The sequence below is a fragment of the Paracoccus shandongensis genome, assembly GCF_017315735.1.
In the GTDB taxonomy this organism is placed as follows: domain Bacteria; phylum Pseudomonadota; class Alphaproteobacteria; order Rhodobacterales; family Rhodobacteraceae; genus Paracoccus; species Paracoccus shandongensis.
Window position 1 is genome coordinate 36424 of record NZ_JAFLRK010000012.1, and the last position, 13304, is coordinate 49727.

Sequence of the window (13304 nt, forward strand, 5' to 3'; positions counted from 1 at the left end):
CCCTGATCGGAGATGCGCCATGCTGCGTTCCGCAACCACATGGATCCTGGTCGGCCAGCGGCTTGGCATCGCGCTGGTCACGCTGCTGATCGTGTCCTTCGCGGTGTTCTTCGCGACCGAGCTTCTGCCCGGCGACGTGGCCGAAATCCTGCTGGGCCAGGCCGCCACGCCCGAGGCCGTGGCCGGCCTGCGCACCGCCATGGGCCTGGACGAACCGGCGATCTGGCGCTTCCTGTCCTGGCTGGGCGGGCTGACGCAGGGCGACCTGGGCATGTCCTATGTCAACAGGATGGCGGTCGCGGACCTGCTGTCGGGGCGGCTGGCCAATACGCTGCGGCTGGCGGGGATCGTGACGCTGGTCTGCGTGCCGGTCGCGCTGTGTCTGGGCATCGCCGCCGCGATGTGGCGCGGATCCTGGCTGGACCGGCTGGTGTCGGTGCTGACGATCTCGGTGATCTCGGTGCCGGAATTCATGGTGGCGACGCTGGCGGTGCTGGTCTTCGCCGTCTGGCTGGACTGGCTGCCCGCGCTGTCCTTCGGCGTGAATGTGGACAGCATCGGTGACATGCTGCGCGCCTATGCGATGCCGGTCATATCCTTGTCCTTCGTGGTCTCGGCCCAGATGATCCGCATGACGCGGGCCGCCGTGATCGAGACGATCAACACGCCCTATGTCGAAATGGCGCTGCTGAAGGGCGCGTCCCGCACGCGGATGGTGCTGGGCCACGCGCTGCCCAACGCCCTTGGCCCCATAGCCAATGCGGTGGCGCTGTCGCTGTCCTATCTGGTCGGCGGCGTGATCATCGTGGAAACCGTTTTCAACTATCCGGGCGTGGCCAAGCTGATGGTCGATGCTGTGTCCACCCGCGACCTGCCCCTGATCCAAAGCTGCGCGATGATCTTCTGCATCAGCTATCTGGCTCTGATCACGCTGGCCGACATGATCGCCCTTCTCTCAAACCCGAGGTTGCGCCGTTGATGTCCCTTGCCCTGCGCCTTCCGACCCCGGCCCGGCTGGGATATTCCTTCAACCGCGTGGGCCGCCTGGGCCTGGCGGTGATCCTGTTCTGGGCGGTGATCGCGGTCATCGGCCCCTGGATCGCCCCCTATCCGCCCGGCGACATGGTCGATTACGATTACTTCGGCCCCATGAGCCAGCAGTTCTGGCTGGGCAGCGACTATCTGGGCCGCGATATCCTGTCCCGCATCATCATGGGCACGCGCTATACCGTGGGCATCGCTCTGGCCGCCGTGATCCTGGCCTGCGCGGGCGGGGTGATCCTGGGCATGATCGCAGCGGTGGTCGGCGGCTGGTTCGACACCCTGCTGTCGCGGTTCCTGGACGCCTTCAACGGCATCCCGCACCTGCTGTTCGGGCTGGTGGTGGTGGCCGCCGTCGGATCCTCGATCCCGGTGCTGATCCTGACGCTGGCGGCGATGTATCTGCCCGGATCCTATCGCTTTGCCCGCGCGCTGGCCGTCAACGTCAACACCATGGATTTCGTCACCGTGGCCCGCGCCCGGGGCGAGGGCTTCGGCCACATCATCGGGCGAGAGATCCTGCCCAACATCCTCGGCCCCGTGCTGGCCGACCTGGGGCTGCGCTTTGTCTTCATCGTGCTGGTCCTGTCGGGCCTGTCCTTCCTGGGCCTTGGCGTGCAGCCGCCCAATGCCGACTGGGGTGCGCTGGTGCGCGAGAACATCGAGGGGCTGTCGCTGGGCGCGCCTGCGGTGATCTTTCCGTCGATCGCCATCGCCTCGCTGACCATCTCGGTCAACCTGTTCATCGACAACCTGCCCACGCGCATCAGGGACCGGAGCGAATGATGGACCAGCCGCTTGTTTCCGTCCGCGACCTGAAGATCGGCGCGAAAACCGACTCGGGCCGCGATGTCGAGATCATCAAGGGTGTCAGCTTCGACATCGCGCCCGGGGAAATCCTGGCCCTGATCGGCGAAAGCGGGTCGGGCAAGACCACCATCGCCCTGTCGCTGATGGGCCACACGCGGCCTGGCTGCAAGATCCATGCAGGCCACATCCGCGTGGGCCGCCGCGACGTGACGGCCATGTCCGAACGCCAGCGCGCCGCCATGCGCGGGACCGAGGTGTCATACGTCCCGCAATCGGCGGCGGCGGCCTTCAACCCTGCCAAGCGCATCATGGACCAGGTGGTGGAAATCACCGCCATCCACAAGCTGATGCCGCGCCCTCAGGCCGAAGCCAAGGCCCGCCAGCTGTTCCGCGCCCTGGCGCTGCCCGACCCGGACCATATCGGCAGCCGCTATCCGCACCAGGTCTCGGGCGGGCAGTTGCAGCGGCTGTCGGCGGCCATGGCGCTGATCGGGGATCCGGCGCTGGTGATCTTTGACGAACCCACCACCGCGCTGGACGTGACCACCCAGATCGAGGTTCTGCGCGCCTTCAAGTCGGTCATGGACAAGGGCGCCATGGCGGGCGTCTATGTCAGCCACGACCTGGCCGTGGTGGCCCAGATCGCCGACCGCATCATCGTCCTGAAGAACGGCGTGGTGCAGGAGGAAGGCCCGACCGAACAGATCCTGCACGCGCCGGCGCATCCCTATACCCGCCAGCTTCTGGACGCCTTCGAGCCCGTGCCGCATGTCCCCGAGGCCCAGGCCGGGACACGAGAGCCGATCCTTCAGGTGCAGAACCTCTGCGCGGGCTATGGCGCGATCCGCGACGGCGTGCCTGCGGCGAGGATCCTGGAAGATGTCAGCTTCCGGCTGGAACGGGGCCGCAACCTGGGCGTGATCGGGGAATCGGGATCGGGCAAATCCACCCTGGCCCGCGCCATCGCCGGGATCCTGCCCGCCTATCGAGGCAACCTGCTGCTGGACGGCAAGGAACTGGCGCCCTCGCTGTCGGACCGCAGCAAGGACGAGTTGCGCCGCGCCCAGATCGTTTTCCAACTGGCCGACACCGCGCTGAACCCCGCCCAATCCATCGAGGCGATCCTGGCCCGCCCCCTGACCTTCTATCACGGCATGTCAGGGGCTGCGCGCAGCAAGCGGGTGATCGAGCTTCTGGACATGGTGCGCCTGCCCGGCCAACTGCGCCACCGCCTGCCATCGGAACTGTCGGGCGGGCAGAAGCAGCGCGTGAATCTGGCCCGCGCGCTGGCCGCCGAACCGGACCTGATCCTGTGCGACGAGATCACCTCGGCGCTGGACACGGTGGTGGCGGCGGCGATCCTGGACCTGCTCAAGGAACTGCAGCGCGAGTTGAACCTGTCCTACATGTTCATCAGCCATGACCTGTCCACGGTCGAGGCGATCTGCGACGAGGTTCTGGTGATGCTGAAGGGCCGCGTGGTCGAGGCCCTGCCCGCCGCCCGCATGTCCACGGACGCGACCCATCCCTATTCCCGGCTGCTGATCGGCTCGATCCCCAAGCTGGACACCGGCTGGCTGAAGGGGCTGGAACAGGATCCGGCGCTGCTGGCGCAATTCGCAGGGCGGTAGGGTGGGGTTTCACTCCACCCCACCATGATCATCCCCGATCCGCGAACAGCCGCGTCAACGGGATCTGGTTCTTCACAAACGGCGTCTTGATAACCACGAAGCTGAAATACTTGTCCACGCCCACGTCGCGGTCGATCAGCGCCTCGATGATGTTCTGGTAATCCACGATCCCCGCCGTCACGAACTTCGCCAGGTAGTCGTAGCCGCCCGAGACCAGGTGGCATTCGATGCAGCTGTCGATCCGCTCCAGCGCCTCTTGGAAGCGCGCGAAATCGGGCGGGCGGTGGTTCTTCAGCGTGAATTCGGTAAAGACGGTCAGCGTCTCGCCCAGCTTGGCCACGTTGATTTGCGCGCTGTATCCGGTGATATAGCCCGCCTGCTGCAGCTTCTTCACGCGCATCAGGCACGGGGACGGGGACAGCGCTACCAGATCGGCAAGCTCGACATTGGTGATCCGCCCGTTCTTCTGCAATTCGGCCAGGATCTTCACGTCGATGCGATCCAGTTTGAGAGGCGGTGTCATCAGCCCATCCCTTCCTTTTTGGGTTCCTTCTGCTGCAATTCGGCCCCGCTGCCAACCACCTGCAATTCGACAGGAAATGCCGTCACCGCGACGTGATGCGGCAGATGCGGCTGGCACGCCGCCGCTAGCCTGCCCCTATACGACCGGAGAACCCCATGCCCGCCCCCCTGCTACACATCCAGACCGCCCCCGACCTGCCGCCCCGTGCCGATTGCGTGGTGATCGGCGGCGGCATCGTCGGGGTTTCCGCCGCCTATTGGCTGGCCCGTGCGGGGCAAAGGGTGGTGCTTCTGGAAAAGGGCCGGATCGGGGCCGAACAGTCCAGCCGCAACTGGGGCTGGTGCCGCCAACAGAACCGCGACGCGCGCGAACTGCCCTTGTCCACCCGCAGCCTGGATTTGTGGGACATCATGACCGCCGATCTTGGCCCCGGCCTGGGCTTCCGCCGCTGCGGGCTGTTGTATCTGACCGATGACCCGGCGGAACTGGAAGGCTGGGCCGCCTGGGGCCGCTTTGCGCGCACTGAAGGGATCGACACCCGGATGCTGTCCGCCTCCGAGGCCGCTGAGCGCGGCCGCGCCACCGGAAAACCCTGGTTGGGCGGCGTCTGGTCGCCCACCGACGGCATCGCCGATCCGGCCAGCGCCGCGCCGCTGATCGCGCAGGGCATCGTCAGGCATGGCGGCCATGTGATCCAGTCCTGCACCGCGCGCGGGTTGGAACTGGAAGGCGGCCGCGTGGCGGGGGTCGTGACGGAACGCGGCACGGTCCGCACCGGCACGGTGGTCATGGCGGGCGGAGCCTGGGCGGGCAGCTTCCTGCACCAGCTGGGGGTGGCCTTCCCGCAGGCCTCGGTCCGCAGCTCGATCCTGTCGGTGATGCCGGGCGCGCAGGGCCTGCCCGATGCGCTGCACACCGCCGCCGTATCCGCCACGCGGCGGGGCGACGGGGGCCATACGCTGGCGATCTCGGGGCGGGCGAATGTGGACCTGACGCCGGGGATGATGGCGGGGGCGCGGCACTTCCTGCCGATGTTCGCCAAACGCTGGCGCGCGCTGCGGCCCGGGGGGCTGCAAGGCTGGGCGGCGGGGTTCGAGACGCGCAAGACCTGGGCGCTGGACCGCGAGACGCCGATGGAGCGGATGCGAATCCTCGACCCCCGCCCCTCGAAGGCCTTGGTAAGCGAAACCCTGGCCCGCGCCCGCCGCCTGCTGCCCGCGCTGCGCGACATTCCCGTGCAGGCAGCCTGGGCGGGCTTCATCGACAGCACGCCCGACGGGGTGCCGGTGATCGACGCCGATTGCGGGGTGCCCGGGCTGGTGCTGGCGGCGGGGCTGTCGGGCCATGGCTTCGGGATCGGGCCGGGAGTCGGGCATCTGGTGGCCGACATGATCATGGGCCGCACGCCGATCACCGAGGTCGCTCAATACCGGCTGGACCGCTTCAAGGGCAGCCAATGGGGCAAGGTCGCGAAGTTCTGACCTCATGCGGCAAAGCGCCCGATGCGGAAATCCTCCAGCGGCGTTTCGCAGGCACCCGTGGCGACCAGTTCCGCCATCGCATCGCCCACGCCCGGCCCCAACTGGAAGCCGTGGCCGCAGAACCCGAAGGCGTGGAACAGACCCGGCGTGGTGGCGGATGGTCCCATGACGGGCAGCCCGTCGCGGACATAGCCCTCGGCCCCCGACCATTGGCGGATGACGGCCATATGGCGCAGCGCGGGCACCAGCCGGACCACGGCGCGCAACTGCTGGGGCAGGCGCGCGGGGTCGGCATGGGCGCGGCCATCCGCCCCGACTGCCACCCGGTCCACCGCGCCGCCGAACACCACGTTGCCGCGTTCCACCTGCCGCAGATAGGCGCCGTGATCGGCGGACCAGACGCCTACCACCGGCAGGATGCGGTGCGGCAGGGGTTCCGTCACGCCCATCTGCGGGCCGCAAACGTCAAGCGGCACCGCTTCCCCGAACCGCGCGGCCAGCGCCGCGCCATGATGGCCCGCGCAGTTGACCAGCCGCTCGGCATGAAACGTCCCGCGCGATGTTTCCACCGTGAAGCCCGGCGCGATCTTCAGCACCTGCGCCTGGTCCACCACCTGCGCCCCCGCCCGTGCGGCGGCCTCGGCAAAGGCGGGCGCGATCAGGCGCGGGTTGGCCGACCCGTCCTGCGGCGAAAAGGATGCGGCGATGGCATCCGGCCCGAGACCCGGAAAGCGTTGCCGGATCTCGTTCGGGCCAAGCTCCTCAAGTTCTAGCCCCCAGGGGCGGGCGGCGGCGGCAAAGCGGCGCATCAGGGCCAGGCCTTCAGTGTCGAAGATCAGCCGCAGATGCCCCGTCGCGCGGAATTCCACGTCGCGGCCCAGCAGCGCATGAAGCCGGTGCCACAAGGCCAGCGACCGATGCGCCAGCGGCAGTTGCGGCAGATACCGCCCGCTGCGGCGGATATTGCCGAACGAGGCGACCGTCGCCCCCGCGCCGATCCGCCCCTGGTCGATCAGCGTGACGGCGACCCCCCGGCGCGCCAGGAAGAAGGCCGTCGCGCTGCCCATCAACCCGCCGCCCAGAACGATCACCGACATGCCGCCTCTCCCTGATCTTGCCCCATCGAACGTCCGGGGGCATGAAGGGTCAAGGACGGGTTCTTGGGTGAACCATAAGCCAAACCTATGGGGTGACGATGCGGGCCAGGCAGCTAGAGGTCTTCGTGGCGGTGATGCGGGCGGGCACGATCACTGCTGCCGCGCGGATGCTGAACATCTCGCAACCCGCGCTGTCCCAGGTGCTGCTGCACGCCGAGGACGAACTGGGCTTTCCCCTGTTCACCCGCGAAAAGGGCCGCCTGCACCCCACGCCCGAGGCCATCGAACTGCTGCCCGATGCCGAACGCCTGTTCGGCGGGCTGGAGGGGTTGCGCCGCAAGACCGCCGACCTGCGGCAGGGGCGGGCGGGGCTGGTGCGCATCGCGGCCTCGCCCCCGCCCGCGATGTCCTTTTTGCCCGGCGTGCTGGCCGCCTATCGCCAGGCACATCCCGATATCCTAGTGCGCGCCCATGTCGCCCCGGTTGCGTCCTTGATCACCATGCTGCGCACGGGCGACGCCACCCTGGCACTGGCGCTGGACGACGCGATGCCCCCCGATGTCGCCGTCGAGCCGCTGGGCGGCACGCGCTTCACCTGCCTTTTGCCGCCGGGCCATCCCCTTGCGGACAGCGCGGGGCTGCGCCTTGCCGACCTGCAGGACCAGGCGCTGATTTCCTATCGCGCGGCGACCCGTCCGCATCATGAACTGTCCGGGGCGGCCCGCGCCCAAGGCCTGCGGTTCGAGCCGGTGCTGGAAATCGACATGTCGATCACCGCCGTGGGCTTCGTGCAGGCGGGACTGGGGATCGCGGTCGTGGATTCTCTGCTGCCTTGGGCGCAGTTCGCGGGCATCCGCCAATGCCCGCTGCTGGACTACGCGGCCCTGCCCTTGTCGCTGCTGACGCTGGCGGGCCGCACGCTGTCGCGGGCCGAGACCCTGATGCGCGACACGATCCGAAAGCATAAGCCCGCCTTATAGCGTGCGCTGCATTGCGTCTTGGACGCGGGCCGCCCGGTCTGGTTCCATCGCCCCGATCATCGAAGCGAGGGGCAGCATGGACGAGACCGTCACGGACTGGAAGATCGGCGTCGATATCGGCGGCACCTTCATGGATTTCTGCGCGCTGGAGGCTGTGACGGGCCGCGTCGCCTCGCTCAAGGTGCTGACCACGCCCGACGATCCCGGCGCCGAACTGCTGGAAGGCCTGCGCCTGCTGGCCGAGCGCGAGGGGCTGGCTCCCAAAGCGGTCAGCCGCTTTGTTCACGGCACCACCGTCGGCATCAACACCATCATCCAGCGCAAGGGCGCGCGCCTGGCGCTGATCACCAATGCGGGCTTCGAGGATGTGATCGAGCTCGCCCGCCTGCGGATGCCTCAGATGTATTCGCTGTTCTGCCACCGCCCCGACCCGTTGGTCCCGCGCAACATGGTGTTCGGCATCCCCGCCCGGATGCGCGCCGACGGCCGCCAGACGGTTGCTCCCGATGACGCCGCCATCGCTGATGCGGTCAGCAGCGCGAAGGCGGCGGGGGCCGAAGGGGTGATCGTCGCGCTGCTGCATTCCTGGCGCGACGGTTCGCAGGAAACCGCCGTCAAGGCGCGGATCGAGGCGCTGGCCCCCGACCTGTTCGTCTTCGCCTCGTCCGAGGTCTGGCCGGTGATCCGCGAATACGAACGCACCTCGACCGCGATCCTGAACGGCTATGTCCATCCGCGCGTCGCGGGCTATCTGGCGGCGCTGGAATCGCGGCTGGCGGGGCAGGGGGTGCCGGCCCGCGCCATGCTGACGAAATCGAACGGCGGGCTGATGACGGCGACCGAGGGGCGGCGCGATTGCGTGTCGATGCTGCTGTCGGGCACCGCCTCCGGCGTGATCGGCGCAAGCTGGCTGGCGCGGCAGGCGGGCGAGGATCGTGTCCTGACGCTGGACATCGGTGGTACCTCGGCCGATTTCGCGCTGATCGTGGACGGGCAGGTGCAGTTCGGATCAGACGAGCTGATCGGGGAATTTCCGCTGCACATTCCGTCTGTGTCGGTCAGTTCCATCGGCATCGGCGGGGGGTCCATCGCCAGCGTGGACGCGCAGGGCGTCTTGCGCGTCGGGCCTGAATCGGCGGGGTCGAACCCCGGCCCGGCCTGCTATGGGCGCGGCGGGGTCCGGCCCACGGTGACGGACGCGATGGCCGTCTGCGGCTGGCTGGGCCACAGCCAGATGGCTTACGGCCAGTTGCGGATGGACGTGGCCTTGGCCCGGCAGGCGGTCGGCGCGCTGGCCGCCCAGCTTGGCCGTTCGCCCGAGGAGACGGCGCAGGCGATCATCGACATCGCCATTTCCGAGATGTTCGTCGAGGTCGAGAAACTCAGTTCCCGCGCGGGCGTCGATCTGCGGGACTTCGCGCTGATGCCCTTCGGCGGCGGCGGGCCGATGCTGGGGGCCTTTCTCGCGCGCGAGCTGGGGATGAGCCGCGTGATCGCCCCGCGCCGTCCAGGCGTGGTGTCCGCGCTTGGCGGGCTGGTGTCGGACCTGCGCGGCGATTTCATCCGCACGGTCTTTGCCGACCTGGGCGCGGATCTGACAGCACCCTTCCAGGCGCTGACCCGGGACGGGCGCGCCTGGCTGACAGCCCAGGGCCATCACGGTGCGGCCGACCTGCGCCTGTCCGCCGACATGCGCTACAGGGGCCAAAGCTACGAGATCGAGGTCGATCTGGAACCCGCCTGGCTCACCGATCCCGCGCGCATCGCGGCAGCCTTCCATGCCACGCATCGCCGCATCTACGACTTCGACGACCCCGAGGGCCGGATCGAGATCGTGAACCTGCGCCTGTCCGCCATCGGCGCGGGTCCGAAGCCCGAGTTCCCGGTGGAAACCGGCGATCCCGCCCCCGCCGCGCCTTCGCGCCATGTGCCGGTGCATATGGGCGCTTGGGCGGACGTGCCACTCTATGACCGCGCCGACCTGACGGGTGGCGCGACCTTCCACGGCCCCGCCATCGTCGCGCAGGAGGACACGACCTTCGCCATCCCCGAAGGCGCCACGGCCCGCGTGGACGACCACCTCAACATCCACCTGAGCTTCGCGGAGTAAGGCCCATGTTCGACACGATGACTCTGCAAGTCCTGGCCAACCACGCCCGCGCGGCGGCCGAGAACATGGCCCATACGCTGCACCGCACCGCCCATTCCGCCTTTGTCAAGGAAACCCAGGACTTCACCGTCATGCTGATGGATCGCGCGGGCGACACCTTCGCCGTGCCGATGGACCTGGGCGCGACCTGGTATCCGGGGCTGACCTATGGCCGGGCCATCGCGATGGTGGATGATTACCGCCCCGGCGACGTGGCCTTCACCAACGATCCCTATTCCGGCCATGTCGCAACCCATGCCCCCGACACCCACCTGTGGAAGCCGGTCTTTGCCGACGGAGAGATCGTCGCCTGGACCGGCGGGCATATCCACAACACCGACATGGGGGGCGCGGTGCCTGCCTCGCTGTCGCGGTCGTTGACCGAGATCCACCAGGAAGGCATCCGCTTCCCGCCGATGAAGCTGGTCCGCGAAGGCGTCTTTGACGAACAGATCCTGCGGATCATGCAGACCAACGTGCGCAAGCCCGCACTGAACATCGGCGACATCAAGGCCCTGGTCGGCGCGCTGAACACCGGGGAACGCAAGGTACACGGGATGATCGCGCGCTTCGGCAAGGCGGGCTTCGTGCAAGGCGTCGCCGCGCTGAAGGACCAGGCCGAGGCGCAGGCCCGCGACATCCTGCGCGCCATCCCGGATGGCGACTACCGCTTCGCGGACTATGCCGACGAGGACAGCGACCAGGCCAATCCCTGCCGCCTGAACCTGACGCTGAGGATCCGGTGCGACAGCGCGGTTCTGGATTTCACCGGATCGGACCCGCAGCTTGGCAGTTCGCTGAACGTGCCCTCGGGCGGGGATCCGCGCCATACCATGCTGCTGGTGGGGGTGTATTATGTCCTTTATACGCTGAACCCCCGCATCCTGCTGAACACCGGGCTGACGCGGCCCTTCACCTGCATCGCGCCGGAAGGGACCGTGCTAAACCCGGTCGCCCCCGCCGCCGTGGGGATGCGGTCGCTGACCTGCGCGCGGCTGCGCTCGGTGATCTTCGGGGCGTTCAGCCAGGCCATCCCCGACCGGATGCCCGCCGCGCCTGCCGGAAACAACTGCATCGTCAACGTGATGACGCGGGACGAGCGCACGGCACGGACCGTCATCGCCGCGGTGAACCCGGTCGTGGGCGGCGGCGGCGGGATGCCCTGGCGCGACGGCACCAACGGATCGGGCGCGGACGCGGCCTATCTGAAGAACACCCCCATCGAGATCACCGAGACCGAAGTGCCCGTCGAATTCGTCCGCTATGGCCTCGCGCCCGACAGCGGCGGGGCGGGCCGCTGGCGCGGCGGGCTGGCGACCGAGATGGCCTTCCGCGTCTTCGCCCCCGACACCCGCATCACCGCCCGCAACCGCGACCGCAGCGTCTTCCGCCCCTGGGGGATCCTGGGCGGCAAGGCGGCAGGCTTGGCCCAGATGGTCTTGAACCCCGGCACGCCCGAAGAACGGCAGACGGGCTCCGCCGATACCGCGATCCTGGGGCCGGGCGACGTGCTGCTGGTCCGGTCTGCCGGCGGCGGTGGGCGCGGCAATCCGTTAGAACGCGAGGTCTGGCGGGTCGAACAGGACGTGGCGCGCGGCTATGTCTCGACCGATGCGGCGCGGCGCGATTATGGCGTGGTCGTGGGCGATCCGCAGGCAACGGCGGCGCTGCGCGCGCAGGCGGTGGCGCACAAGGGGCATTTCCATTTCGGCCCCGAGCGCGACGGCTACGAGGCCCGCTGGACCCCCGCCGCCTATGATGCGCTGACAGCGATCCTGGCGGCGCTGCCGATCCACTGGCGCTTCTTCGCCAAGACCGAGATCTTCCGCCGCATGGACGGCAACGGCCCCGAGGCCGTCCACCGGGCGTTTGAGGCCGTCTGCGCGCGCTTCCCCGACCTGCCGCGCCCGGCCTTGGCGCAGGCCGCCGAATGACCGGGCAACTGGTCCGGCTGGCCGAGACGGATCGCGCCCCGGTCGCGTTCCGCCTTGATGGGCGGGACATGACCGGCCTTCAGGGTGACACGGTGCTGACGGCGATCCTGACGGGCGCGGACTCGCTGCGCCCGGCGGAATTTGGCCCCGAACGGCGCGCGGGTTTCTGCCTGATGGGCGCCTGCCAGGACTGCTGGATCTGGGCCGAGGACGGGGTGCGCCTGCGCGCCTGCTCGACGCCCCTCGCACCAGGGATGCGGCTGCTATCCGAGGCGCCGGACGGGTGGCCCGCATGACCCGCGTGCTGGTCGTGGGAGCCGGGCCTGCGGGCATCCGCGCGGCGGAACGGCTGGTGCGGGCGGGGTTGCGGCCCATTGTCGTGGACGAAGGCGCGCGGGCCGGTGGCCAGATCTATCGCCGCCCGCCCGAGGGGTTTTCTCGCCCGCCCGAAAAGCTATATGGGTCCGAGGCCGGGAAGGCGCGGGCGCTGCACGCGGTTTTTGATGCCATGGTGGCGTCGGGGCAGGTGGACCATCGCCCGCAAGCTTCCGTCCATGCGATCCGCGACGGGGTGGCGCATGTGGGTGCGCAGCGGATCGCCCATGATCGTCTGATCTTGGCGACGGGGGCGACCGACCGGCTGGTTCCGGTCGAGGGCTGGCAGCGGGCAGGGGTCTTTACCCTGGGGGCCGCGCAGATCGCGCTGAAGGCGCAGGGCGTGGCGATCGGGCGGCGGATCGTGCTGGCGGGGTCCGGGCCGCTGCTGACCTTGGTCGCAACGCAGCTTCTGGCGGCGGGCGCGGGGGTGGCGGCGGTACTGGACACCGCGACCCTGGCCCAGCAGGCGGGCGGCGGCGGCGGCATGGCGCTGGCGCGGCCCGCCGTGACGGCACGCGGCTTGGCGATGCGCGCGAGGCTCGGGCGGCTTTATCACGCGGGCGTCCGGCTGGATCGGATCGCGGAGGATGCCGTGCATTGGCGCGATGCCAAGGGCCAGGCGCAGGTCACGCCCTGCGATGCGGTGGCGCTTGGCTGGCACCTGCGGGCGGAAACGCAACTGGCCGATCTGGCAGGCGCGCGGTTTGCGTGGTCGGACACCTGGGCGCAATGGCTGCCGGTGGCGGACCCGATGGGCCGCGCGGGGCCGGGCCTCTATCTGGCGGGCGACGGGTTGCGCATCCTGGGGGCGGATAGCGCGGAAACGGCGGGCGCACTGGCCGCCAATGCCTGCCTCAACGATCTTGGCACCGCCACGCCCGACACGCCGCGCCTGCTGCGCCGCGCCCGGCGGATGCACCGCTTTGCCGCCGCCATGGCGCAGGCCTTTCCCTGGCCCGGTGTGCCGCTGGACGCGCTGCCCGATACGGCGGTCCTGTGCCGCTGTGAGGGCATCACGGTCGGGCAAATGCGCGCTGCAGCCGACCATGGCGGGGCCGAGGCCAACCGCGTGAAATCCCTGGGCCGCATCGGCATGGGGCGTTGCCAGGGCCGCTATTGCCAGCTTGCCGCCGCCGACCTGATCGCCCGCCATGCAGGCCTTGCCCCGCAGGCCGTGGGCCGCTTGCGCGGCCAGCCCCCGGCGCGCCCGGTGCCCATCGACGCGCTTCTGGAAGACTGACGGCATAATCTTCCGCCCAAGCGCCCCGCACGGCGGTTTC

Annotated in this window: 11 protein-coding genes; 9 read left to right on the top strand and 2 right to left on the bottom strand. The window is 69.2% G+C overall.

Annotated elements, in window-relative coordinates; genetic code table 11:
• The first annotated feature begins 19 nt into the window (after window positions 1-19).
• Genes JX613_RS09915 through JX613_RS09925 form a run of 3 tightly spaced genes read left to right on the top strand, consistent with a single transcriptional unit; the run spans window position 20 to window position 3482 of the window.
• Window positions 20-979 carry an ABC transporter permease gene (locus JX613_RS09915; RefSeq protein WP_207101300.1) on the top strand — a complete coding sequence of 320 codons (960 nt, stop codon included), beginning with the start codon at window positions 20-22 and terminating at the stop codon, window positions 977-979.
• Entirely contained in the window at window positions 979-1827 is an 849-nt protein-coding gene (locus JX613_RS09920) for an ABC transporter permease (RefSeq protein ID WP_207101301.1), read from the top strand. Before JX613_RS09915 ends, JX613_RS09920 begins: the two co-directional genes overlap by 1 nt.
• Window positions 1827-3482 (top strand): ABC transporter ATP-binding protein, encoded by a 1656-nt coding sequence (locus tag JX613_RS09925; protein ID WP_207101346.1) that lies wholly within the window; start codon window positions 1827-1829, stop codon window positions 3480-3482. The genes JX613_RS09920 and JX613_RS09925 overlap by 1 nt, the downstream gene beginning before the upstream one ends.
• Window positions 3483-3510: 28 nt before the next feature.
• On the opposite strand, the gene JX613_RS09930 is transcribed toward JX613_RS09925, so the two are convergent.
• Window positions 3511-4005, bottom strand: a complete 495-nt coding sequence (locus tag JX613_RS09930; RefSeq protein WP_207101302.1) for an Lrp/AsnC family transcriptional regulator — start codon at window positions 4003-4005, stop codon at window positions 3511-3513.
• Between the two features lie 155 nt (window positions 4006-4160).
• On the opposite strand from JX613_RS09930, the gene JX613_RS09935 reads away from it, so the two are divergent.
• On the top strand, window positions 4161-5486 hold the full coding sequence (locus JX613_RS09935) for an NAD(P)/FAD-dependent oxidoreductase (protein ID WP_207101303.1): 1326 nt from the start codon (window positions 4161-4163) through the stop codon (window positions 5484-5486).
• Between the two features lie 2 nt (window positions 5487-5488).
• Here JX613_RS09935 and JX613_RS09940 read toward each other — a convergent pair whose 3' ends face one another.
• Window positions 5489-6583 (bottom strand): NAD(P)/FAD-dependent oxidoreductase, encoded by a 1095-nt coding sequence (locus JX613_RS09940; protein ID WP_207101304.1) that lies wholly within the window; start codon window positions 6581-6583, stop codon window positions 5489-5491.
• 98 nt (window positions 6584-6681) lie between these two features.
• On the opposite strand from JX613_RS09940, the gene JX613_RS09945 reads away from it, so the two are divergent.
• The 5 genes from JX613_RS09945 to JX613_RS09965 all read left to right on the top strand — a co-directional run bounded on the left by JX613_RS09945 (window position 6682) and on the right by JX613_RS09965 (window position 13264).
• Window positions 6682-7563, top strand: coding sequence for a LysR family transcriptional regulator (locus JX613_RS09945; protein WP_207101305.1), 882 nt, complete (start codon window positions 6682-6684; stop codon window positions 7561-7563).
• 76 nt (window positions 7564-7639) lie between these two features.
• Window positions 7640-9673 (top strand): hydantoinase/oxoprolinase family protein, encoded by a 2034-nt coding sequence (locus JX613_RS09950; protein ID WP_207101306.1) that lies wholly within the window; start codon window positions 7640-7642, stop codon window positions 9671-9673.
• A gap of 5 nt (window positions 9674-9678) precedes the next feature.
• Window positions 9679-11646: a hydantoinase B/oxoprolinase family protein gene (locus JX613_RS09955; protein ID WP_207101307.1), complete on the top strand. Its 1968-nt coding sequence runs from the start codon at window positions 9679-9681 to the stop codon at window positions 11644-11646.
• Window positions 11643-11942 (top strand): (2Fe-2S)-binding protein, encoded by a 300-nt coding sequence (locus JX613_RS09960; RefSeq protein ID WP_207101308.1) that lies wholly within the window; start codon window positions 11643-11645, stop codon window positions 11940-11942. Before JX613_RS09955 ends, JX613_RS09960 begins: the two co-directional genes overlap by 4 nt.
• Entirely contained in the window at window positions 11939-13264 is a 1326-nt protein-coding gene (locus JX613_RS09965; RefSeq protein WP_207101347.1) for an FAD-dependent oxidoreductase, read from the top strand. Before JX613_RS09960 ends, JX613_RS09965 begins: the two co-directional genes overlap by 4 nt.
• Window positions 13265-13304 lie beyond the last annotated feature (40 nt).